General features: G+C 71.3%; 22 protein-coding genes. 8 read left to right on the forward strand and 14 right to left on the reverse strand.

Going from position 1 to position 21,123, the window contains the following annotated elements:
* The first annotated feature begins 62 nt into the window (after positions 1-62).
* Positions 63-1,142: a helix-turn-helix transcriptional regulator gene (locus tag JKV81_RS17850; RefSeq protein ID WP_505016566.1), complete on the forward strand. Its 1,080-nt coding sequence runs from the start codon at positions 63-65 to the stop codon at positions 1,140-1,142.
* A gap of 22 nt (positions 1,143-1,164) precedes the next feature.
* On the opposite strand, the gene JKV81_RS17855 is transcribed toward JKV81_RS17850, so the two are convergent.
* From JKV81_RS17855 to JKV81_RS17875, 5 genes are all read right to left on the reverse strand, one after another.
* A complete protein-coding gene (locus JKV81_RS17855; RefSeq protein ID WP_129264504.1) occupies positions 1,165-1,923 on the reverse strand; it encodes an SDR family NAD(P)-dependent oxidoreductase in 759 nt (252 codons plus the stop codon).
* Between the two features lies 1 nt (position 1,924).
* Positions 1,925-3,364 carry an MFS transporter gene (locus tag JKV81_RS17860; protein ID WP_202076755.1) on the reverse strand — a complete coding sequence of 480 codons (1,440 nt, stop codon included), beginning with the start codon at positions 3,362-3,364 and terminating at the stop codon, positions 1,925-1,927.
* A 128-nt stretch (positions 3,365-3,492) separates the two neighbouring features.
* Complete coding sequence (locus JKV81_RS17865) at positions 3,493-4,077, reverse strand: TetR/AcrR family transcriptional regulator (RefSeq protein WP_129264502.1); 585 nt, start codon at positions 4,075-4,077, stop codon at positions 3,493-3,495.
* 61 nt (positions 4,078-4,138) lie between these two features.
* Entirely contained in the window at positions 4,139-4,885 is a 747-nt protein-coding gene (locus tag JKV81_RS17870; RefSeq protein WP_202076764.1) for a DUF1838 family protein, read from the reverse strand.
* A 92-nt stretch (positions 4,886-4,977) separates the two neighbouring features.
* Positions 4,978-5,943 carry a LysR family transcriptional regulator gene (locus JKV81_RS17875; protein ID WP_236057007.1) on the reverse strand — a complete coding sequence of 322 codons (966 nt, stop codon included), beginning with the start codon at positions 5,941-5,943 and terminating at the stop codon, positions 4,978-4,980.
* 431 nt (positions 5,944-6,374) lie between these two features.
* Here JKV81_RS17875 and JKV81_RS17880 point away from each other — a divergent pair, with 431 nt between their 5' ends.
* Entirely contained in the window at positions 6,375-6,935 is a 561-nt protein-coding gene (locus JKV81_RS17880; protein ID WP_307820568.1) for a LysE family transporter, read from the forward strand.
* A 50-nt stretch (positions 6,936-6,985) separates the two neighbouring features.
* On the opposite strand, the gene JKV81_RS17885 is transcribed toward JKV81_RS17880, so the two are convergent.
* The 3 genes from JKV81_RS17885 to JKV81_RS17895 all read right to left on the reverse strand — a co-directional run bounded on the left by JKV81_RS17885 (position 6,986) and on the right by JKV81_RS17895 (position 10,047).
* Entirely contained in the window at positions 6,986-8,824 is a 1,839-nt protein-coding gene (locus JKV81_RS17885) for a serine/threonine-protein kinase (protein WP_307820567.1), read from the reverse strand.
* Positions 8,825-8,973: 149 nt separating this feature from the next.
* Complete coding sequence (locus tag JKV81_RS17890; RefSeq protein WP_129264497.1) at positions 8,974-9,627, reverse strand: SRPBCC family protein; 654 nt, start codon at positions 9,625-9,627, stop codon at positions 8,974-8,976.
* A gap of 69 nt (positions 9,628-9,696) precedes the next feature.
* Positions 9,697-10,047 carry a hypothetical protein gene (locus JKV81_RS17895; protein ID WP_129264496.1) on the reverse strand — a complete coding sequence of 117 codons (351 nt, stop codon included), beginning with the start codon at positions 10,045-10,047 and terminating at the stop codon, positions 9,697-9,699.
* A gap of 559 nt (positions 10,048-10,606) precedes the next feature.
* Here JKV81_RS17895 and JKV81_RS17900 point away from each other — a divergent pair.
* Both JKV81_RS17900 and JKV81_RS17905 read left to right on the forward strand, forming a co-directional pair.
* Positions 10,607-11,206: a hypothetical protein gene (locus JKV81_RS17900; protein WP_124277781.1), complete on the forward strand. Its 600-nt coding sequence runs from the start codon at positions 10,607-10,609 to the stop codon at positions 11,204-11,206.
* 309 nt (positions 11,207-11,515) lie between these two features.
* Entirely contained in the window at positions 11,516-12,280 is a 765-nt protein-coding gene (locus JKV81_RS17905; protein WP_202076768.1) for a polysaccharide deacetylase family protein, read from the forward strand.
* A 160-nt stretch (positions 12,281-12,440) separates the two neighbouring features.
* Here JKV81_RS17905 and JKV81_RS17910 read toward each other — a convergent pair whose 3' ends face one another.
* Entirely contained in the window at positions 12,441-13,715 is a 1,275-nt protein-coding gene (locus JKV81_RS17910; protein ID WP_202076770.1) for a hypothetical protein, read from the reverse strand.
* An 88-nt stretch (positions 13,716-13,803) separates the two neighbouring features.
* The gene (locus tag JKV81_RS17915; protein ID WP_129264493.1) at positions 13,804-14,313 is read right to left on the reverse strand and encodes a SigE family RNA polymerase sigma factor; all 510 of its coding nucleotides are present in this window, start codon (positions 14,311-14,313) and stop codon (positions 13,804-13,806) included.
* Between the two features lie 236 nt (positions 14,314-14,549).
* On the opposite strand from JKV81_RS17915, the gene JKV81_RS17920 reads away from it, so the two are divergent.
* Genes JKV81_RS17920 through JKV81_RS17930 form a run of 3 tightly spaced genes read left to right on the forward strand, consistent with a single transcriptional unit; the run spans position 14,550 to position 16,980 of the window.
* Positions 14,550-15,359, forward strand: coding sequence for an alpha/beta fold hydrolase (locus JKV81_RS17920; protein ID WP_202076771.1), 810 nt, complete (start codon positions 14,550-14,552; stop codon positions 15,357-15,359).
* Positions 15,359-16,624, forward strand: coding sequence for a PP2C family protein-serine/threonine phosphatase (locus JKV81_RS17925; protein WP_202076772.1), 1,266 nt, complete (start codon positions 15,359-15,361; stop codon positions 16,622-16,624). The genes JKV81_RS17920 and JKV81_RS17925 overlap by 1 nt, the downstream gene beginning before the upstream one ends.
* A complete protein-coding gene (locus tag JKV81_RS17930) occupies positions 16,621-16,980 on the forward strand; it encodes an STAS domain-containing protein (RefSeq protein WP_202076773.1) in 360 nt (119 codons plus the stop codon). Before JKV81_RS17925 ends, JKV81_RS17930 begins: the two co-directional genes overlap by 4 nt.
* A 138-nt stretch (positions 16,981-17,118) precedes the next feature.
* On the opposite strand, the gene JKV81_RS17935 is transcribed toward JKV81_RS17930, so the two are convergent.
* Entirely contained in the window at positions 17,119-17,952 is an 834-nt protein-coding gene (locus tag JKV81_RS17935) for a PIG-L family deacetylase (RefSeq protein WP_202076774.1), read from the reverse strand.
* Positions 17,953-18,200: 248 nt separating this feature from the next.
* Entirely contained in the window at positions 18,201-18,998 is a 798-nt protein-coding gene (locus JKV81_RS17940; RefSeq protein ID WP_202076775.1) for a DUF6193 family natural product biosynthesis protein, read from the reverse strand.
* A 58-nt stretch (positions 18,999-19,056) separates the two neighbouring features.
* On the opposite strand from JKV81_RS17940, the gene JKV81_RS17945 reads away from it, so the two are divergent.
* The gene (locus JKV81_RS17945; RefSeq protein ID WP_202076776.1) at positions 19,057-19,851 is read left to right on the forward strand and encodes an alpha/beta fold hydrolase; all 795 of its coding nucleotides are present in this window, start codon (positions 19,057-19,059) and stop codon (positions 19,849-19,851) included.
* A gap of 69 nt (positions 19,852-19,920) precedes the next feature.
* Here JKV81_RS17945 and JKV81_RS17950 read toward each other — a convergent pair whose 3' ends face one another.
* Both JKV81_RS17950 and JKV81_RS17955 read right to left on the reverse strand, forming a co-directional pair.
* Positions 19,921-20,598, reverse strand: coding sequence for a DUF4232 domain-containing protein (locus JKV81_RS17950; protein ID WP_129267052.1), 678 nt, complete (start codon positions 20,596-20,598; stop codon positions 19,921-19,923).
* Between the two features lie 143 nt (positions 20,599-20,741).
* A complete protein-coding gene (locus tag JKV81_RS17955) occupies positions 20,742-21,056 on the reverse strand; it encodes an NIPSNAP family protein (protein ID WP_129264486.1) in 315 nt (104 codons plus the stop codon).
* Between the last annotated feature and the right edge of the window lie 67 nt (positions 21,057-21,123).

Below are 21,123 nucleotides of genomic sequence, written 5' to 3' on the forward strand. Positions count from 1 at the left end.
GGACCGACCATTCCATGGGTAGCGGACAGGTTGTGTCCTGTACTGCGGGCAGAATGAGGAGCATGCAGAAGACGTCCGCGCGGCTGCTCGCCCTGCTCTCGCTGCTCCAGACGCACCGCGACTGGTCAGGTGACGACCTCGCCGGGCGGCTCGGCATCACTCCGCGCACGGTGCGCCGCGACATCGACCGGCTACGGGAGTTGGGCTACCCGGTCCGCGCTACCAAGGGGCCCTCCGGTGGCTACCGGCTGGACGCCGGTGCGCACCTGCCCCCGCTGCTGTTCGACGACGGCCAGGCGGTCGCCCTGGCGCTGGCTCTCCGGTCGGCGGCGACCGACGAAACAATCGGGGAGGACGCGGCCCGGGCCCTGGTCGCCGTGCGCCAGGTCATGCCGTCGCGCCTGCGCCGGCGCATCGACACGCTGCGGGTCACCGCGGTCCGGCCGCCCGGGGCCGGCAGCGCCTCCCCGGTCGGCACGGGGCTGCTCGCGGAGCTGGGCCGCGTCATCCACGCCCGCGAGGAACTGCGCTTCGACTACGGGGACGATGATGGCGGGGCTGCCGGTGCCGCCGGGGCTGCCGGTGTTTCGGGAGTCTCAGGCGCCTCCGGTACCGCCGGGGCTGCCGGTGCCGTCGGGCGGCCACGCCGGGTGCAGCCGCACCACCTCGCCACCTGGCGCGGTCGCTGGTACCTGGTCGCCTGGGATCTCGACCGGGACGACTGGCGTACCTTCCGCGCCGACCGCATACGCCCCCGCACCCCCACCGGCCCGCGCTTCACCCCACGCGAGCTGCCCGGCGAGGACGTGGCCGCGTTCGTCGCCGGCCGGTTCCGGGGGACCGACGGCTCCACCACCGACTGGCCCTGCCGGGGTGAAGTCGTCCTCGGTCTTCCGGCCGAGGCGGTGGCCCCCTTCGCGCGGGACGGAATCGTCGAGGAACTCGGCCTCGACCGCTGCCGTCTCACCCTCGGCTCCTGGTCGTGGACCGGCCTCGCCACCACGATCGGCCACTTCGACGCCGACATCCAGGTCATCGGACCGCCCGAGCTGACCGGCGCGTTCGCCGAACTCGCCGCACGCTACGCCGCGGCGGCAGCAGGCCGGATCCAGGTATCTCCCGGGAGCACCCCCGCGCCCTGAGGCGCGCGGGTGCCCCGAGCCGTCAGGCCGAGGCCCCGCTGTCGATGACCAGGTCGGTGCCGACCACCGCACCGGCCGCGGGTGAGGCGAGGTAGAGCACCGCTGCGGCCACCTCCTCGGCCTCCGCGACCCGGCCGAGGGGGTTCTCCGCCTTCATCCGCTCCGTACGCTCGGCCTCCGTCTCGCCGGGGCGGAGCGACATGGGGGCGGCGGAGGCGCCGGGGCTGACGGCGTTGATGCGAATGCCCTGGTGGATGTGGTCGAGAGCGGCGGCACGGGTCAGCACGGAGACCCCCGCCTTCGAGGTGAGGTACGCGGCGGCACCGGGGATGCGGAGGTGCGCGCCCAGGTTGGAGGAAATGTTGACGATGGCTCCGCCGCCGTTCTCCTTCATGTGCGCGATCTCGTGCTTCATGGCCAGCCATACGCCGGTGAGGTTGGTCCGCATGACCGCGTCCCAGTCCTCCTCGCCCACCTCTCCGACAGGCCCGGAGCCCCGGAATATCCCGGCGTTGTTCACCGCGATGTCGAGGCCGCCGTAGCGGGTGACGGTCTCGCGGACGAGATCGCGGAGCTGCCCGGAGTCGGTGACGTCGGCGGTGACGGCCACGGCGGTGCCGCCGGCCGCCTCGATGAGGCCGACCGTCTCGTGCAAGGTGGCGGCGGTGCGCCCGGCGGCGACCACCGAGGCCCCCTCGGCGGCGAAGGCACGTGCGATGGCGCGGCCGAGGCCGGAGCCTGCGCCGGTGACGAGCACGGTGGTGCCGGTGAAGCGGTCCATGTCAGCGTTCCCCTTTTTCGAGTGTCTTTGAGCGTGGGATCGGTCGGCGTGATGCGTCAGTCGGTGGGGGTGGTCTGCCGGTCGGGTGGTTCGGGTCGTGCAGAAGGAGGGCGACGGCGAGGACGACCAGGGCGGCACCCGTGGCGGCCAGGGACCGGGCGTCGCTGCCGAGCGTGAGCAGGACGGCGAACAGGACGGTGGGGCCCAGTTCCATCGCGCTGTTCAGCACGCCCCCGGCGAGCCCGGACCGCTGGGGCGGCACGCCCTCGGTGGCGAGCACGGTGGCGCCACCGAAGGAGGCCGCCGCGCCGGCCGGCAGCAGCAGGAGGCCCGGCAGCAGCCCGTACGCGTACGGGGTGTGCGGATCGAGCCCGGTGCAGGCCAGGAGGGCGAGCCCGGCCGCGCCGGTGGCGAGCCCCGCGGCCGTGACCGTCCGGGCGCCGTACCGGACGATGAGCGGCCCGGCCGTCCGGCCCGAGGCGATCAGCGCGAGGGCGAACGGAACGAAGGCGGCCGAGGTCTGCAGGGGTGACCAGCCGCGCGTCTGCTGGAGGTGGAGGGAGAGGACCACGAAGGTCATCGCGGTCCCGCAGGCGCTGAGCGCGATGGCCGCGAGGGCGAGTGCCCGCCGCTCGACGAGCAGGAAGCGGGGCGGCAGCAACGGGTCGGGGGTGCGCCGCTCGGCGTACAGGAACGCGGCGAGCAGTGCGGTCCCGCCGAGCAGGGGTACGAGCACGCCGGCCGACGACCAGGCCCGGGTGTCGGTCGAGACGAACCCGTAACTGGCGCAGGTGACACCCGTGGTGGCGAGCAGAGCCCCCGGAAGGTCGAGCGCCCTGCTCCGGTCGGGTTCGGTGCGCGGCAGCAGCCGGGACATGAGCACCAGGGCCGCGGCCGACACCACGAGGGGTACGGCGAAGGTCCAACGCCACGAGAGCAGCGTCGAGATGACCCCGGACAACAGATTGCCGGCCGTCGCGCCGAGCACGGAGAGACCGCCCCAGGTGGCCATCGACCGGCTGTACGCGGCGGGGGAGGCGGCCGCGGCGCGCAGCACAGCCATGGCGGCCGGCGCGACGAGGGCCGCGCCGGCGCCCTGGGCGAAGCGGGCCGCGAGCAGCGCCCAGACGCCGGGGGCGAACGGAGCGGCGGCCGAGGCGGCGCCGAGGACGACGAGCCCCGCGGCGAGGGCGGGCCGCCCGCCGTAGCGGTCGGCGAGGCGGCCCCCGAAGAGCAGCAGCCCGGCGAATGTCAGCCCGTAGGAGGCGCTGAGCAGGATCAGGTCCGGCCGCTCCAGGCCGAACTCCTCGCCGATGCGCGGCAGCGGCACGGCGATCGCGGCCAGCGTGAAGATCAGCGTGGTCTGGAGGCTCCCGAGCAGGACGAAGGCGTGGCGGTGCTGGCGCATGCCTCTGGCTCCCTTGGCTCCCCCGGCGGTCATGCCTCTCCTCCCCTTTGATAATTGATCGATCGGTCTATTATTCGGGCATGCGGCAGCCTGCTCCGGTGGCTCCGGCGGGAGTGAGGGGGGTGCGGTGGTGCGGTGGTGGCCGGGGCGGTGACGGCGGCTCAGTCCAGCAGGGTCAACGCCTGTTCCGCCGCGTCCCGCACCCGGGCGGGGTCGCTGGACGCCTTCCCGACGATCCGTACGCCCTGAAGCAGCACGAGCAGCATGCGGGCGAGCGCCTGCGGATCACGGGCCTCCGGCAACTCGCCCTGGGCCCGCGCCCGTACGAGTGCGGAGTGCAGCAGCGTCTCGATGTGCTCCCAGCTGATCTCGACCCGGCGGGCGGCGTCGGGATCGTGCGGTGCGAGCTCGGACGCGGTGTTGGTGATGAGGCAGCCGTTCAGCCGGACTTCGGGGGCGGCGGCCTCCGCGGCGAAGCGGCGCACCAGCGCCCGCACCGCGGGGAGCGCGGGCCCCGGCTGGGACAGCTCGGCCAGGATGAACGGATCGCATCCCTCGGAGTATCGGTCCAGGGCCTTCAGATACAGCTCGTGCTTGTTGCCGAAGGTGGCGTAGATGCTGGCGCGCCCGATGCCGAGGTGCTCGACGAGGTCGGCCATCGAGGTCGCTTCGTAACCGCGTCGCCAGAACAGCTCTAGGGCTGCCTGGAGCGCGGCGTCCGGATCAAATTCCTTGGTCCTGGCCACGGTCCAGACTCTAGGTCCAATCAGAACGATCGGTCAATAACCACCGTCCGGGGTGCGGGCCTCACTGCGGCGGGTTGAGCTTCCGGAAGTACGTCCAGCTGGTCTCGTTCGGCTCGCTCCACTTCTCCGGGGCGTGGGCGAACTCCGGGTGGCGGTCGGCGATGTAGGCGCGGGTCCGTTCGGGGACCTCGGCGTACGACCCGAGCTTGCGGCCCCGGCAGTGAAAGGTGAGGCCGCCGGGCCGCTGGCCACGGGCCATCCAGGGGAGCCACGGGGACATCCGGGACCACGACATGGTGGCCGGGACGCTCGGTGCCGGGCCGGCCAGGTCGGCACGGTCGGCGAAGAACTGGAAGAGCTCCAGGGCCTTGTACGTGTCGCCGGCGGAGTGGACGGGGTACTGGGCGACCGGCAGCGGCGAGGGGTAGGCGAGCGGGATCTCCAGGCTGAAGCAGACCTGTCCGCCGAGCTCGGTCGTCGGGACCGGGAAGGGGCGCCACTTCTGGTTCGCCGGGTCGTTCCAGACGTGCACCACGGGCAGGTCCTGCCAGCTCTCCAGGATCTCGCGGGTGGCGGGGTCCAGATAGAACGCGGCCTCACGGGTGAGCAGTTGATAGGCGTCCGGACCTGCTTCGGCATCCTGGACGAGACGGGCGACGTTGAGCCCCTCGAAGCCGAAGAGGCGCTGGTAGGGCTCGTCCGGGGCCCAGGAGTACACGTCTCCCGACCACCAGTACGTGACCTCCTCCCCGTCGAGCGAGGCACGGGTGCGGGCGAGGGAACGGAGCAGCTCTGCGGGTGTCGTCATGGAGACCACTCTGCGCGGCCGTCACCCTGATTGTTCGGGAAACGCTCCGGGCGGAGACGGAACCGGCTGGAAGGAGCCGCTCCCGGGCCGGCTCACAGCCCGGACCCGCCGCTGTGCGCCCCGCCGTGCGCCCCGCCGGACTCGGCCGCTGCCTCCCGCAGGGCCCGCAGGCCGTCCCTGACCAGCGGTGTGCGGCTCCCGCCCCGCCGTACGAACCCGACCAGCCGCCGCGTCGGCACCACGTCGCCGGTCAGCGGTACACGCACCAGCGCATCGCTCCGCGGGAACGTCGCGAGGCGCGGCAGCAGGCAGATGCCGTGACCACCGGCGACCAGGGCGGCGATGGCGGACCAGCCGACGGCGTTGTGGGTGACACGCGGCGAGAAGCCGGCCGCCGCGCACGCCGAGGTGAGCAACAGGTGCTGGTCACGGGGGTCGCCCGCGCGGAGCCATGTCTCCGTGGCCGCCTCGTGCAGCTCGACCGAGGTCCGGCCGGCGAACCGATGCCCCTGCGGCACCAGAAGATCCTGCGGTTCCTGGAGGAGGAGGTGCTGCTCGAACCGTTCGTCGTCGGACGGCGGTGTGCCCGGGGCGGGGATGACGACGGCGATGTCGCGCTCGCGGGTCAGCAGCATCCGGAAGCGGTCGGCCTCCGGGTCCTCGCCGAGGTAGTACGTCATCCCCGGATGCCACGAGAGCAGCCGGTCCATGGCCGGCACCACCAGCGTGCCGAGTGCCGTCGCCACCGAGGTGACGCGCAGCTCGCCCGGGCCGTTGTCCCGGTGGGCCGCGAGGTCGGCGACGGCCCGCTCCCACTGCGCGTGCAGGGTGTCCGCGTGGTCGATGAGCGTGCGGGCGGCCGGGGTGAGCCGGACCCGGCGCCCCTGCGGTTCGAGCAGTCGCACGTTCAGCTCGGCGGAGAGACGGCGCAACTGCTGGGAGACGGTGGACGGGGTGAGGTGCAGGGACTCGGCGGTGGCGGTGGCGGTGACGGTGCCGGTCTCGGCGAGGACGCGGAGGGTCTGGAGACGCGGGTCGATCATGTAGTGCCCTCGCATGATTCCGTACGTAAATCTTCGATGGACGCACACGATCGTAGGCCCGCAACCTGGTCCGTAACCGAACCGAACCGAGCCACCCGCCGGGCTCGCGACGGCGGCGCGGTCCTGGTACCCGACGCCGGTGTCGACGTCCCGGCCCGTCGAGAGAGCAGCCGGCCCATGACCGACACCACGTACGTCCTGCCTGATGTGCCCACCGCCACCGGACGCCAACTCGGCCACTCTGTGGCGGAGTCGGACCGGAGGGCAGGTGCTCCTGGCGCTCCTGGTGTGCCCGGTACGCCCGGTACCCCCGGTGCGCCCGGTCGGCCGGGCTCGACGGCCGTACGCGGCGAGGCCCGCTCATGACCGACGTGGTCGTCGCCGGCCTGCTCGCGGGATACGGCCTCGCGATCCCTGTCGGGGCGGTCGCCGTGCTGATGGTGAACATGACGGCGGCGACCTCCCTCCGGACCGGCGCCGCGGCGGCGCTCGGCGCGGCCACCGCCGACGCCGGGTACGCGGTCGCGGCCGTACTCGGGGGCAGCGCACTGGTGGTGGTCGTACGGCCGGTGCTGGGGCCGCTGCGGTGGGCGGCCTTCGCGATCCTGGCCTTCATGGCCGCACGCATCCTCGCCGGAGCTCTGGGGCGGAACCGCGGAGAGCCCGGGGCCCCCGCCGTGAGCGGGGCGTCCGCCACAGCCTCGTCGGGAACCCCGGACACCTCGGGCGCCCCGGCCCGCCGACGGATCACCCCGCTGCGGGCCTACCTCGCCTATTTCTCGCTGACCGCGCTCAACCGTGGCCCGCCCTCTACTTCGTCACCCTCATCCTCGGACAACAGGCCCAACGGCCCCTCAGCACCGCCGAGTCGCTGGCCTACCTGTCCGCCATTACCTTCGCCTCGGCGAGCTGGCAGCTGCTGCTGGCAGGCGGCGGCCGGCTGCTCGGGGGCGCCCTCACCAGCCGCCGCGGCCGTACGGTCACGGCCGCGGTCTCCAGCTGCCTGATCCTCGGCCTGGGCCTGCGCATGGCGATGGGCTGAACTGCTGCCGCCCGCTCAGCAGCGGGCCAACGAGCCGACCTGGCCGGTGAGGTTGTCGCCGGACATCCAGCCCGAGGTGCTCGCGCCGTCGACCCGCACATGGATCCACTTGTTGCCGTACGCGTTGACGACGTAGCAGTGGTACCAGAGCTTCGTACCGGACTTGGCCTGGGCCACGCCCGAGCACGCCTGGTACGGCCCGGTGACTATGTAGTACGTGCCGGACATGTAGCCGTAGGTGCCCGGCGAAGGGTTCTGGTGGCCCCAGCCGTTGCAACTCGTCGAGACCGGACCGGACCCGGTCGTGGGCGAGGCCGACGGTTTCGAGGAGGCGGACGGCTTCGGGGCCGTGCCGCCGCCGGCGCTCGGCGACGTCGCGGGATCCGCGTCGCCGGCCTTGTCGCCGGAACCCTCGGTCCGGCCCGACTGCTCCGAGGGAACCCCGGACGGTCCCCTCGAGGAGCTCTCGGACGGCGAGGCGCTCGGGGTGGCGGCCCCGGTGGCCAGGTCGCCACCGCTCGGCCGACTGCCGCCCGCAGGCGAACTGACCCCGAGCGGAGCCGGCCCTGCTTCCTCGCTGCTCGTACCGCCGTCATCACCCATCAGGCCGTACGCCACTCCACCCCCGACGAGCACGACGGCGGCCGCCGCGGCGACGACAGCGCGGCCGCGGCGCCGCGAACGGCGGGCCGCGGTGCGGCCCGTGCCGGGAGCATCGCTCACCGTCGGATCGCCGGGCTGCGGGAAGGCGGGCGCCTGGGCGTGCGGCGGATACCCGGTGTACGGAGGCTGCGGGGCGGCCGCGACGAACGGCGGCGGACCGAACCCGGGCGGCGGTGTCTGGACGACCCCCTGGGGCGGCGTCCGGACGGGGTGCTGCGCGGATGTCTGTACGGGGGCGGGGTCCTGCACCGGCGTCGGTGCGGGGGACTGCGCGGTCTGCACCGGCGTCATACGCGTCGAGGCCTGTGATGGGAGTGGTGCCAGGCCTTCCGAGCTGCCCGCGGCCACCCGCTCCAGCATCTCGCGCGCCTGGTCGGCGGTGGGCCGGCTCTCCGGGTTCTTGTCCATCAGTGCCCGCAGCACCGGAGCGAGGGGCCCCGCACGCCGGGGCTCCGGCAGCGGCTCGGTGACGATCGCCGACAAGGTGGACCACGCCGACGGACGGCGGAACGGAGGCGCCCCCTCCACCGCCGCGTACAGCGTCATGCCGAGCGACCAGACGTCCGACGCGGGACCGGGCTCCATGCCCTGCGCGCGCTCCGGCGGAAGATAGTCGAGCGAACCGACGAGCTGGCCGCTCTGGGTGAGCTTGGCCATGGCCTCGTCGCCGGCGGCCTCCATGCTGGCTATGCCGAAGTCGGTGAGCACGACCCGCCCGCCGCGCTCCAGCAGGACATTGCCCGGCTTCACGTCCCGGTGCAGCACGCCGGCCCGGTGCGCCGCGTGGAGCGCGTCCATCAGCTTGGCGCCGATCGCCGCGGCCTCGCGCGGATCCAGCGCCCCGCGCTCCGTCAGTACGTCGTCGAGCGAGGGCCCGTCGACGAGTTCCATGACGATGACGGGCAGGCCCCGCTCCTCCGTCACGTCGTGCACGGTGACCACGCCGCCGTGCCGGATCCGGGCAGCGGCCTGCGCCTCCCGCTGCATCCGGAACCGCAGATCGGCCAGTTCGGTTCCGGAGGCGTCGGTGTAGGCCCGCAGGACCTTGACGGCGACCTCCCGGTTGAGCAGTTCGTCCACCGCCCGGGCGACGATGCCCATGCCACCGCGCCCGATCAGCGCGGTCACCCGGTAACGCCCCCCGAGCAGTGCCCCTACGAGCTCCCTGCCGTTCGCTTCCCCCGCCGTCACCGCATGCCCCGTTCCGTAACTGCTCGTCAATCGAACACCTGGCGGGCCCCAGCGTAGAGGTAGGCGTACGCACATGGCTCGCCCGACGGAGGATGCTGCCCGTGCACCCGGCCGGACGCCGTCCGGCTCTCCACACGCGGACTACGGGGTCAGCAGGAGGCGCGGGATTCGGCGGCGGCCTTGAGGTCCTTCAGCCAGATCTCGAGACCGGCTCCGAGCGCCTCGGTCGAGACGGGGACGTCGGCCTCGGCCTGCTCCCCGGTCCAGGTCTCCTCCGTACGCACGAGGACCCCGCCCTTGACCTTCGTGAAGGTCCACACATGGGTCCCCTCGTCGATGTGGATGCCGTCGCCGTCCGCCGGCCCGGTCCACCGGACGCAGTGGTTGCGCTGGAGCTGGTGGACGGTGGAGGTGATCTCCAGCGTGGTGGCGGGCGTCGACGGGGTGGCGGGCACCGGGGTGGTCCACCTGAAGGAGGAGCCCGCGCGCAGAGGACCGGAGTCGAGCCGCTCGCTGGTGAGGACGGCGGCCTGCCAGGACGGCCACTGCTCCACGTCGGTCTGGGTCCTGAAGACGGTGCTCAGCGGGGCGTCGATCAAGACCTCGGACCGGTAGCGGACGAGGGCGTCGGGGTCGACACCCTGCCCACGGCACGTGAGCCCGGCGTCGTGACGGCCGCTCAGCGCGTGACCTGACGCAGCCTCGGCGGGCGAGGCGGTGGCGGAGAGGACGCTGCCTGCAGCGGCGAGTGAGAGCGCGAGCGCGGCGATGCGGGTGACGAGGCCGGACCGGGTGGCGGACATGGAGTGGATTCCTTCCGTAAAGGGGCTCTGGACAGGGCGAGTTGTGGACGCACGACGCACAGGGCGCAATCAGCGCCGACGCACGCCATGGATGGTGAGGAGGAGCGCCGCGGATATGGCGACGATCAACCCGACGAAGCCGGGATGGATGTCCTTCGAGAGGCTCGGCGCACCGTCGGGCCGCGCCCGCCACAGGACGAACGGGACCGCATAGGCGACGGCGAGGACCGCGGCCACCGCTTTGACCCCTGTGTCGCGGGCCCGGGCGAGAGCGGCGACCAGCGCGATCAGCACGGGAACGAACGCGACGAACGCGAACCCGGTAAGCACCAGCAACGGGGCGGCCCAGGCGGAGACGGTCACCGCCAGGGGAGTGCGAGGCACCCCCTCACGCGCGATGGCGTCGGATGAGATTGCCATGACGTCCTCCTTGTTTCTCTCGCTTCTCGTTCTTGGGCTCGTGCATGGCACGCCGACGGTCACGCCCGGCCGGATCCTGACGCCCCATCGACCTTACGAGCGTAAGGCTACGGCTGTAAGTCGATGGTGGCAAGGGGGTGGTGGCAAGAGGGCGGGGCCCGTCGTCCGCACCGAAGTGCGCGCGTGGGCGGGCGGCCCGGCGGGGCCGTCCGAGGGGCGCCGGGCGTGACGTGGATTCATGGCCCGACTGCGCGGGCCCGACATCGCGCAGGCGTAGCTCCGCAGCTCCGGCGGAATTCACACCGACGGGCCGATGTGGCTGCTGAAAAGGGTGTTCGGAAGCGAAATGGAGATCTCGCGAATATCGCCGCATTTATCCGCGCGATCGCGTTCCGCTCGGGATGCGGTAGGAGTCATCTCGCCTTCCTCTGGGCAGAATTGACGGCAAGATGGGTGACGTCGGATGGGTGTGGGAAAGCGCCCGAAGGGCCGATGTGTGATCGTTTTCGTGGTAGAGTTCTTATGAATTCACAGGACGCCACGAAAAAAGGGGAATGGCGTGAATACCGAGAAGGTTACGGCTCGACGTCTTACGGCCGAAGAGGTTTCTGAGCTGGGCCTCCAGGACAGCATCTTCGTCTCGGCGGGGATGGATGGCCTTCCTCTCGACTGCTACGCACCGGCCTTCCTCACGGAGCCGGGTAAGAAGTTCGAGGGTGGGTCCTTCTTCGCGAGGACGGTCTTCGGTGAGCAGGTCTCCGTCCTCCCGGACAATGCCGAAGAGCCCGGGGTCTGGATCGCCGACAAGGCAGGGGAGGAGATCGAGGTCCTCCAGAGCGCCGGTGTCCTCCTGAACCTCGCCCTCTTCGTTCCGAACGGGAGCGAGGAATCCCTGCAGTCGCTCTACTCCTCCGCGCGGGACGCATTCGGTGCCGGAGTCGTCCAGCGCTGGAGCGAGGAGACCGTCGCGGTGCCCGACGTCAAGGTCGACCTGTACGAGGAGCCGGCTCGGGGGCGGAAGAACACGAACAACCAGAACCGCGACCGCCGGGCCCTGGACATCTACCCGACCCGGGTGCGGTTCCTGGAGCCCAGCGACGGCTGGAAGTTCGTCGTCGAGCCGCACAAGGAGATCGTCGACGACACACCGACGATCTGACCTGATGGCAGGTTGAGCCTCACCTTTCGCGGGAGCCCGTCAGCATGCTGACGGGCTCTTCCCCGTTCCGCCGGCCTCGGCGGTGTACGACGGGGTGTCAAGGAGCGGTGAGCAGCGGGCGTTCGGTGTGGGCGATCAGCTGTATGGCCCCCGAACGCCCTCCGACCTGCGTATGTGGCGGAACTCCTCCGTTTGTCGTCACCCTCCTGCGGGTTCGTCCGCGATCGGTAACAGGGGGTCCCCGCAGGGTCGTTCGTGTGGCTACATGAGGGCACGGCATCGGCGTAGGCAGCAAAGGGGCGGGCAGACATGGCGAAGCACAAGGGAAGGGGATGGCACAGCCGGCTTCTGGCAGCGGGACTCGGGGTGACGGCGCTGGCCGCGGCCACCTCGGTGTGGTCCGCGCAGGCCGACCCCGCCGGCGCGCGCAAGCCGCAGGCGAGTGTGTCGGACACCGGGCCCGCGGCCGCCGTGTCGGAGGAGATCGTGCACGCCTCGGATCGCGGTGAGCGGGGCGTCAACATCACCATCGACGACGGGCCGGACCCGACCTGGACGCCCCAGGTGCTCCAACTGCTCAAGGAAAACGGTGTGAAGGCCACGTTCTGCATGGTGGGTACGCAGGCCAAGGCCTACCCGGACCTCGTCAAGAAGGTCGTCGCGGACGGGCACCGACTGTGTGACCACACGATCTCGCACGACACCGCCATGGACTCCAAGTCCGAGGCGTACCAGTCCCAGCAGATCCTGGATGCCGAGCGGATGATCACCGAGGCGTCCGGAGGGGTACGCCCGCAGTACTACCGGGCCCCGGGCGGCGCCTTCACCCCGTACAGCCGGAAGCTCGCCGCCTCCCGTGGGATGCGGCCGCTGGGCTGGAACGTCGACTCCAAGGACTTCGAGCGTCCCGGCGTCGACGCCATGGTCGCCACCGTCAAGAGCGAGATCGCCAACGGGCCGACCGTCCTCTTCCACGACGCGGGCGGGGACCGGGCTCAGACCGTCGGGGCTCTGCGCCAGGTGCTGCCCTGGCTGAAGGAGCAGGGGTACTCCTTCGGCTTCCCCGTGCGCTGAGCGAGAGCCCTCCCGCACCGGCGGCCTGCGTACGCATGGATCAGGCATGGATCAGGACAGTCCCTGATCCATGCCTGATCCATGTCCGGTCCGTGTCCGGTCCGTGCCGGATCCCTGCCGGGGCTGTGTCCCGACCCTTGCCCGATCCGGAAGGGAGTCCCTAGCCCAGCCACACCGCGCTCGTGGCGATCTTCTTCAGCTGGTCGAGGGTCAGGGCGGGCTCCTCCCGGGAGGCCGCCTCGTTCTGGTTCGCCGCGTTGAAGGCGGAGATCACCACCCGCAGGCCGTCGGGACGGATCGTGTCGACCTCCCTCATCTTCACGCCCGCACCGCCCTTCTCGCCCGGGCCCTGATGCGTGACGACCTTCGTGCCGTCCTCCAGGACCTCGGCTTCGGCGCCGAAGAGTTCCTCCACGACATCGGACATGCCCGGCTGGACGTTGATCTGCACGAAGCTCTTGCCCTGGCCGTCGTCGACCACGACGTACGCGTACTCCGCCTCCTGCTTCCCGGACTCCTTCACCGTCAGGCCCTTCGGCAGCAGCTCGGTCAGCCGGCTCAGGATCACGTCACCGCTCAGGCCCTCCGGGGCGGGCGGTCGGGGCGCCGACGCCTCGGGTTCGGGGAGGGACGCGAGGAGGGGGCGCCACTCCTCGGCCTGGGCGAGTCGCTTCATGCGGTCCAGCGACAGGGGCGGTGCGGGACGGCTGACGCGGGCGCCCTTCTCCGCGGGCGCGTTCCATTCGTGCACCGAGATCCGGTAGCCCTCGGGTGTCAGCAGGTCCGCGTACCACCACCTCGTCTCCTCGCGCCGGTCCGGATACTCCCAGCCCTTGAACAGCACGAGGCGTGATCCGTCCGTCAGGGTCTTGGCGGAGCAGGTCTCGAAGGGGGTGAAGTTCTTGTCCGGGCAGGCGAGGTCGCCCTCGGCCACTTCCTTCGGGTTCTGCCGGTCGAGGCTCACCGACAGGGCGGCCTTCCCATGGCCGTCGTCGTACACGACCGCGGCCGAGGACTGGGACGAGCGCTTCCGGACGCCCGCGGGGGTGCCGCCACCGCTGGGCTGCTTGCTGAGCTTCGCCTCCGGCAGCAGTTCTTCGAGCGTACTGATCACCTGCTGCCCGGGGGGGCTGCCTGCGGCCTCGCCGGTGTTCTCCGACGCCCGCGCACCTACCGCCGCCCCGTTGCCGCCGCCCTGCGACGTGCCGATGCCCCCGGTGACGTACGACCCGCCGAGCCCGATCAGGGCAAGCGCCGCCACGCTCCCGGTCACCGTGGCGCTGCGGCGCAGCACCATCCGGCGCCGGCCGCGTGTGATCCCGCCGTCCACGAGTGGGCGTCCCGCGACGGAGAACGCCTCCGCCTCCTCCTTCATCGCCGCGCCGAGCCCGCCCTCGAAGGCGTCCCGGTCCTTCTCAGCACTGTTTTCCTGCATGCCGTCCACCACCGTCCCCACATCTGTGGAAAAGAACAAAGGAAAGAAAAGAGAGGAACGAAGAGAGTGAAGGGGGAGACCGGCCGGCTCAGGGCGCGGCCAGCTCGCCGACGGAGTCCTGGAGCTGCTCACGCAGCCGGGCGAGCGCACGGGTGCTGCGGGTGCGTACCGCCGCCGAGCTGACGTGCAGCGCGTCCGCGGTCTCCGTGACCGAGCGGTCCTCCCAGTAACGCAGCACGATCACCGCCCGGTCCTTGGGCGGCAGACCGCGCAGGGCTTCGATGAGCGTCATCCTCAGGGTCGCGTCCCCGGCCGACTGCCCTGCACGGTCCGGCAGTTCGCCGCTCGGCCGCTCCCCCGCGGACTTGCGCCGCCGGTGCCCGAGATAGCACCGCACGAGCACGGTCTGCGCGTACGCCGCCGGGTTCCCGACACGTGACACGCGCCCCCAGGCCGCGTACATCTTGCCGAGCGTCTCCTGCACGAGGTCCTCGGCGAGGTGTGTGTCCCCGCCGGTCAGCAGGCACGCCGAACGGAACAGATGCCCCATGCGGGCTTCCGCGAACTCACGGAAGGCGCTCTCCTTGGACTGCCTCATCCGCCACCCCTCTCCCCTACCCCCCTTCAGATGCGGTGAGTGCCGGGAAATGTTTCACTCCTGCGCGGGCGGATCTGTGCACCGGGAGCGGAGGCTCCCACTCCGCCCCTGTACGCCCCCTGCCCCGGCCCGCTCTCACCGTCCCGGCGGCACCCACGTCCCCTGCCCCCGGCCGCCAGGCCCGTCCCCTATGTGATCATCCGGGTGTTCCGGAGCCGTCTGCGAGGATGTGATGCATGGATGTGCGCAGCAGGAACCATGTGACGGTGACAGGGCGGGCCGGCGCACCCGTGGTGATGCTGGCGCACGGGTTCGGCTGTGACCAGAACCTGTGGCGCCTGGTGGTGCCGACGCTGGAGCGCGACTTCACGGTGGTGCTCTTCGACCATGTGGGCTCGGGAAGTTCGCAGCTCTCGGCGTGGAGCCGGGAGCGTCATGGGTCGCTGGACGGGTACGTCGACGACGTGCTGGAGCTGTGCCGGGAGCTGGCGCTGGGCCCGGTCACGTTCGTCGGGCATTCGGTGAGCGCGATGATGGGGGTGCTGGCCGCCGCACGCGAGCCCGACGCGTTCTCCGGCCTGGTGCTGCTCGCCCCCTCCCCGTGTTTCGTCGACGACCCGGCGACCGGCTACCGGGGCGGGTTCAGCGCCGAGGACATCGACGAGCTGCTGGAGTCGCTGGACGCGAACTACCTCGGCTGGTCGGGTGCCATGGCGCCGGTGATCATGGGGAACGCGGGACGGCCGGAACTGGCTGAGGAGCTGACCAACAGCTTCTGCCGTACCGACCCCGCGATCGCCCGGGTCTTCGCCCGGGTGACGTTCCTGTCCGACAACCGGGCCGACCTCACCGCGGTGCGGGTACCCACGCTCGTCGCCCAGTGCTCCCTGGACGCGATCGCCCCGCCGGAGGTCGGCGCGTACGTGCACGCGCAGATACCGGGCAGCGAGCTGCTCACGCTGAACGCGACGGGGCACTGCCCCCAGCTCGCCGCCCCGGAGGAGACCGCGGCCGCGATCGCCGCGTTCGCGGGAACCGCCCGGTGATGCCCGGTACGGGTGACCCGGACAGCCTGGACCCCCGCGAGGGCCGGGCACCGCAGGAGGACCGGACACAGTTCTCCGCACTGCTGGAGGACAGCGCCGAGGACCTGTACGAGCACGCCCCGTGCGGCTATCTGTCCACTCTCCTGGACGGACAGATCGCGAAGATCAACACCACCCTGCTCGACTGGCTCGGCTACGAGCGTGGTGACTTGGTCGGCCGCAAGCACTTCTCCGACCTGCTGACCGTGGGCGGCCGGCTCTACCACGAGACGCACTTCGCCCCCCTGCTGAGGATGCAGGGCGAGATCAGCGGCATCGCCCTGGAGTTGAAGGCCGCCGACGGCTCCCGCCTGCCCGTCATGATCACCTCGACGGTCAGGACCGGCAGCGACGGTCAGCCCCTGCTCGTCCGTACGACCGTCTTCGACGCCCGCGACCGCCGGGCCTACGAGACGGAACTGCTGCGGGCCCGCCAGGAAGCCGACCTGGAGCGCGACCGGCTGAAGCTCCTGAACACGACCCTGCAGAAGACCCTGCTGCCGCCGGCCCTGGCGAACGTGCCCGGTCTCGACGTGTCCGCGCACTACCACATCGCCTCCGTCGACGAGGTGGGCGGCGACTTCTACGACCTCTTCCCCCTGGCCGCCGGGACCTGGGGCCTCTTTCTGGGGGACGTGTGCGGCAAGGGCGCAGGGGCCGCGGCCGTCACCTCCCTGGCCCGCTACACCCTGCGTGCCGCCTCCGTCTACGACCCCGACCCGGCAGCCGTCCTCGCCAACCTCAACACGGTGCTCAACCACGAGTACACGGGCACCGACCCCCGCTTCTGCACCGTCGTCTTCGGGGTGCTCACCCCCGACCCCGACCTCGGCGGCTTCCAGATCACCCTGGCCAGCGGCGGACACCCGCCGGCCCTGTTGATGCGCGCGGACGGCACAGCGGACTACCTGCCCACCCCCGGCGGACAACTGATCGGCGTCCTGCCCGACGCCCACATCGCCACCACCACGGTCCGTCTCGCCCCGGGTGACACCCTGCTCCTGCACACCGACGGCCTGACCGAAGCCCACACCATCGCCGGAGGTGCGGACCGGTACGGGGACGACGCGTTCCTCGATTTCGCCCGCTCCCTGGCTCCCACCACCGCTTCGGCCACCGTCGGCGCGGTCCGCGACCTGCTCGACACGTTCGGCACCGGGGTGGACGACGACACCGCCGTCCTCGCCGTCCATGTGCCCCGACCCACCGGTGAAGAGCAGCAGTGACCCAGCACCTGACCCTCCACACCCGCACCACCCCTGCCGGAGCGGTGGTCGAGCTCGCCGGGGACCTGGACCACCGCACCGCACCCGAGGTCCGCGCGGCGCTGCCCCGACTCGGCATCCGGCCGGGTCAGCAGCTCGTCCTGGACCTCACCGGCATCACCTTCTGCGACTCCAGCGGGATCACCGCCCTCATCGCCGCCCGCAACTACGCACTGGCGGCCGAGGCGACGATCGCCCTGGCCGCCGTCCCCGACCGCGTCAGCCGGATCTTCCGCATCGTCGGCCTGGACCGGGTCTTCCCGACCCACCCCACCGCACAGGCCGCTCAGGACTCCTGGCAGCCGACACCGGACTGATCCCCGGAAGGCCGTCCCGGCGGGAAGACGCCCTTCCGGCGGAGCGTGTGCGGGGCGTCTGCGTGTGCGTGTGCTTTTGCGGTGCGTGGTGCGTGGTGCGTGGTGCGTGCGGGATGTGCGGGCCCCGCCGCACGCGGGTCAGCGGAGTCCGGCGAAGAGGTCGTTCTCGGGTACGTCCGCGCCGGTGGCGTCCTTGACGCGTACGAAGGTCTCCACACCCATCAGCTCGCCGAACCTCTCCTTGCCCATCTTGAGGAAGAAGATGTTCTCGCCCTGGCTGGCGTGCGCGGCCAGCGCGTCGAACTTCTGGCCGCTGAACGCGGTGGTGTCCACCCAGGTGCTGATCTCCTCGTCGGGGAGGCCGATCTCGGCCATCGCGGCGGCCTCGGCGGGATCCGGCTCCGGCATGTCCTCGCCGAACTCGCGCATGGTCTCCCCGAACCGCTGCATCGCCGAGCGGGGCATCGTCGTCCAGTACACCTTCGGCGTCAGCTCGGTCATCTCCAGCGCCGCCATCGTGATGCGATGGGACTGGATGTGGTCGGGGTGGCCGTAGAAGCCGTTCTCGTCGTAGGTGACGACCACATCGGGCCGGTAGTGCCGCATGAGCTCCGCGAGCCGGGCGGCGCCTTCCTCCACGGGGGTACGCCAGAAGGATCCGGGGGCGTCGTTGCTCGGCCAGCCGATCATCCCGGAGTCGGCGTAGTCGAGCATCTCCAGGTCGCTGATCTTCAGGACGTCGCAGCTCGCCGCCAGTTCACGGCGGCGCATCTGGGCGACGGCGGCCGGATCGTGCCCGGGTTCACCTGGTTTGACACCCCCCGGCCCGTCACCGCAGCCGCCGTCGGTACAGGTCACGAGAACCGTGCGGATGCCTTCCGCCGCGTACCGGGCGAGGACCCCTCCGGTTCCGGTGGCCTCGTCGTCGGGGTGGGCGTGTACCGCCATGAGCGTCAAGGGCCGGTCGGTCATGGAAACAGTCCTCCTGCGGATGTACGTCGTGGTCAGGGCGCGCGGCGGTCGTACCGCGATCCTGGGTCCGGGTCCTGGCGGGGGCGTACGGCCTCGTGGCCCGCGTGTCGTTCCCCGCCCGTGCGGCACCGGTCCCTGGGTGCAACCGCGCCGGTCGGGCCTGCTGTTCCCGGCGTGCCCTGCGCTGTCTGCGTAAGGCGCAAGGCGTCAGGTGTCAGGTGTCAGGTGTCAGGTGTCAGGCGTAAGCGTCAGTCGTCGAGGGCGCCGGCCACAGGCGTCCTGAGCGGCGGCGGCTCCGGCCAGCCTCCTTCGACCGCCGGGCCACTTCCCGCGGGAACGTTCGCCGCTATCAGCGCCGCGGCCTCGCGGGCGTCGAGGCGGGATCCGAGCACGCGTGCCGGAATGTCCGGTGACCAGCGCGACCACCGGAGAACCACGTTCCACAGTCCGTCGACGGTCGGCATCGCCCCGGGAACTTCCTCGTAGAAGGGGTCAGCTGTACTGCTGAGGAGGCTGAACGCCCCGTGCGACGGAAACGGGAAGAACACGCGCAGGGCGGGCTGCGCGTACAGGGCCTCGGCCAGTTCGGCATCGCCCAGCCTGATCGTGGGTGAGCGCTCCAGGGTCAGCCGCCATGCGGTCGGCACGACCCTCCCCGGCGGGGCCGCTTCCAGCGGGCTCGCCGCGAGCAGGGCCCACTCGCGCCGCAGTTGGCCGATCGACGCCCCCTCACGCACGGCGTGCAGGACGGCTTCGACCACCGCGAGGTCGTCGGTGCTGCCGAAGGCGGCCCAATGCCGTCCGGAGTCCCCGGCGATCTGGATGCGGAACTCGCGTACGTCGGCGTTGGTCGCGTACGCCGCGAACCGTGACTCTCCATGCGCCCAGCAGGCGGCGACCGCGGGACCGTACCCCTCGACGGGCTCCGGCGGTCCGGTACGCCGCCCGTGCCGCGCAGCCTCGCGGGCCAGCGCTTCCGCCAGGCCACCTGATGCGATCAGCTCCGGATAGAGCGCGGGCGGTACGCCGTTCGACTGTTCGGGCATGCGCATACCTTAGGCAGCGACAGCGCCTGGAGCTTTCTCATGGAGCGGGTGACGAGTAGTGCCGTACGCGACGACGCCTGACGGGGTCCGCATCGCCTATCAGATCCGGGGCGAAGGGGCCGGAACTCCGCTGGTCCTGCTGGCAGGGCAAGCGAACAACCACCACTGGTGGGACGGGGTACGCGACGACTTCCACGCGGCCCGCAGCATGCTCACCCTCGACTACCGAGGCACGGGGGAGAGCGACAAACCCGATACGCCCTACAGCACGGAGCTCTTCGCCCAGGACGTCATCGCGGTGCTCGACGACCTCGGTGCCGACCGGGCCGACGTCTACGGTACGTCCATGGGCGGACGCGTGGCCCAGCAGCTGGCGGCCCGCCATCCGCACCGGGTGCGCGCCCTGGTTCTCGGCTGTACGTCACCCGGGGGACCGCACGGGGTGGAACGCGGCAACGATGTGCGGAGGTCGCTGGTCCAGCAGCAACCGGGGGCGGCGCGCCAGGCCCTCCTGGAGCTGATGTACACCCCGGCCTGGCTGGCGACACACGCCGGCCCGTACCGGACGCTCGGCGACCCGGGCATGCCCGCCCACGCCCAGCGCCGTCATCTGGCGGCCAGTAACCAGCACGATGCCTGGGCGCTCCTGCCCGGTGTCGGCGCACCCACTCTGGTCGTGCACGGCAGCGACGACCTGCTCAACCCCGCAGCCAACGCCCCACTGCTCGCGAACCGCATTCCGGGCGCCAGGCTGCACATGATCCCCGGAGCGCGCCATGCCTACTTCGAGGAGTTCCGCACCGTCGCGAGCCCGCTCGTCCTGGACTTCCTCACCTCGGTGCCGGGGCGCTGAGAGAGGTGCCGGACGGCCGTCGGACACCATGGCGAAGAAGCGCGGTGCCGAGGGCGCGGGTCGGGTTCGTCAGACGATGACGGGGACGGCCTCGGCGCGGTCGGTGGCCCAGTTGGTGACGATGGGCTTGTCGACGGTGGCGGTGTCGGGGAGCTTGAGCTCGGCCGGGTTGGGGTCGTCGTTGGTGACGGAGATGATGACGTTCTCGAACTCCACACCGCCATCGGTGTTGGTGGTCTTGGGGCTGATACCGGTGTAGGCGACGGCGGAGCCGGTGAGCTTGATCGGGTCTTCGCCACCCTGTCCGACGGGGGAGGCGAGGCCCTCGTCACCGGAGCCGAAGGACACGCTGGGCGTGTTGACGTCCAGGTAGCAGGTGATACCGGACTTGGCCTTGGCGGTGACGAGGTAGTAGCCGCCGGCCTGGGTCTCCGAAGTGACTTTGAAGTCCAGGTCGTTGGTGCCGCAGGACTGCCCGTAGCCGCTCTTGTCACCGTCGCCGGAGGCCTCGGTCTTGGCATCGGAGCTGCCGGAGTCGGAGGAGCCGCCGGAACCGGACGCGCTCGCGGAGACGCTCTCGCCGGCGGAGGGGCTGTCGGTCTTGCCGGCGGAGGCGGAGGCAGCCGGCGAACTGCCGGTGTCCTCGGCGTCGTCGGGGCTGCAGGCGGTGGAGGTGGCGGCGAGGGCCGTCACAGCCGCAGCGGCGAGGACGAGGCGGGCGGAACGGGCGGCGAGGCGCGAACGCATCATGATCTCCAGCGGCTTTCGGTCGGTGCTTCCTGCTTGCACTGATGACACTATGGCCGGGGCGATCCTGAAATGATCCTGCGCGTGTCCGGGTTCTGTCTCAGCAAGATCGGTTCCGGAGAACGGGGAGCGTTGCAGGATCCTCACCTGGACGGGCCGTCGAGCGGCCTGAGGAACCGGCGCTCGTAGCGCTTGATGCAGCGGGTCTCACGAGCCAGTTCGAACGCCTGCTGGCACTCCGGGTCGGACATGCTGTCCGAGCGGTACTGCTCGTACGCGGCCAGACTGGGGAAGGAGAACAGGGCGTAGGCGATGTCGCTGTCGCCCTCGCTCGGCAGGAAGTAGCCGTGGTGCGTCCCACCGAACCGGTTGACGAGCCGGACCCAGCGGCGACCGTACTCCTCGAAATCCTCGAGCTTGTCGGCGTCGATCTCGTACTTCAGGTGAACAGTGATCATGCGTGCATGATGCCGTGTCACGACCGGGACCCCGTACGACCGGGGCCGGTGGCCAGAGCCTCCGGCA

The organism is Streptomyces silvae, from assembly GCF_016745505.1.
In the GTDB taxonomy this organism is placed as follows: Bacteria; Actinomycetota; Actinomycetes; order Streptomycetales; family Streptomycetaceae; genus Streptomyces; species Streptomyces silvae.

What these genes read in the sequence shown, in the direction of transcription:
- JKV81_RS17890 (WP_129264497.1), bottom strand. Translation starts at nt 9,627, where the DNA reads ATGTCCGCCACCCGGTCCGGCCTCGTCACCCGCATCGCCGCGCTCGCG.
- JKV81_RS17925 (WP_202076772.1), top strand. Translation starts at nt 15,359, where the DNA reads ATGCCCGGTACGGGTGACCCGGACAGCCTGGACCCCCGCGAGGGCCGG.
- JKV81_RS17880 (WP_307820568.1), top strand. Translation starts at nt 6,375, where the DNA reads ATGACGGCGGCGACCTCCCTCCGGACCGGCGCCGCGGCGGCGCTCGGC.
- JKV81_RS17875 (WP_236057007.1), bottom strand. Translation starts at nt 5,943, where the DNA reads ATGCGAGGGCACTACATGATCGACCCGCGTCTCCAGACCCTCCGCGTC.
- JKV81_RS17950 (WP_129267052.1), bottom strand. Translation starts at nt 20,598, where the DNA reads ATGCGTTCGCGCCTCGCCGCCCGTTCCGCCCGCCTCGTCCTCGCCGCT.
- JKV81_RS17905 (WP_202076768.1), top strand. Translation starts at nt 11,516, where the DNA reads ATGGCGAAGCACAAGGGAAGGGGATGGCACAGCCGGCTTCTGGCAGCG.
- JKV81_RS17895 (WP_129264496.1), bottom strand. Translation starts at nt 10,047, where the DNA reads ATGGCAATCTCATCCGACGCCATCGCGCGTGAGGGGGTGCCTCGCACT.
- JKV81_RS17935 (WP_202076774.1), bottom strand. Translation starts at nt 17,952, where the DNA reads ATGACCGACCGGCCCTTGACGCTCATGGCGGTACACGCCCACCCCGAC.
- JKV81_RS17870 (WP_202076764.1), bottom strand. Translation starts at nt 4,885, where the DNA reads ATGACGACACCCGCAGAGCTGCTCCGTTCCCTCGCCCGCACCCGTGCC.
- JKV81_RS17910 (WP_202076770.1), bottom strand. Translation starts at nt 13,715, where the DNA reads ATGCAGGAAAACAGTGCTGAGAAGGACCGGGACGCCTTCGAGGGCGGG.
- JKV81_RS17855 (WP_129264504.1), bottom strand. Translation starts at nt 1,923, where the DNA reads ATGGACCGCTTCACCGGCACCACCGTGCTCGTCACCGGCGCAGGCTCC.
- JKV81_RS17850 (WP_505016566.1), top strand. Translation starts at nt 63, where the DNA reads ATGCAGAAGACGTCCGCGCGGCTGCTCGCCCTGCTCTCGCTGCTCCAG.
- JKV81_RS17955 (WP_129264486.1), bottom strand. Translation starts at nt 21,056, where the DNA reads ATGATCACTGTTCACCTGAAGTACGAGATCGACGCCGACAAGCTCGAG.
- JKV81_RS17860 (WP_202076755.1), bottom strand. Translation starts at nt 3,364, where the DNA reads ATGACCGCCGGGGGAGCCAAGGGAGCCAGAGGCATGCGCCAGCACCGC.
- JKV81_RS17920 (WP_202076771.1), top strand. Translation starts at nt 14,550, where the DNA reads ATGGATGTGCGCAGCAGGAACCATGTGACGGTGACAGGGCGGGCCGGC.
- JKV81_RS17915 (WP_129264493.1), bottom strand. Translation starts at nt 14,313, where the DNA reads ATGAGGCAGTCCAAGGAGAGCGCCTTCCGTGAGTTCGCGGAAGCCCGC.
- JKV81_RS17940 (WP_202076775.1), bottom strand. Translation starts at nt 18,998, where the DNA reads ATGCCCGAACAGTCGAACGGCGTACCGCCCGCGCTCTATCCGGAGCTG.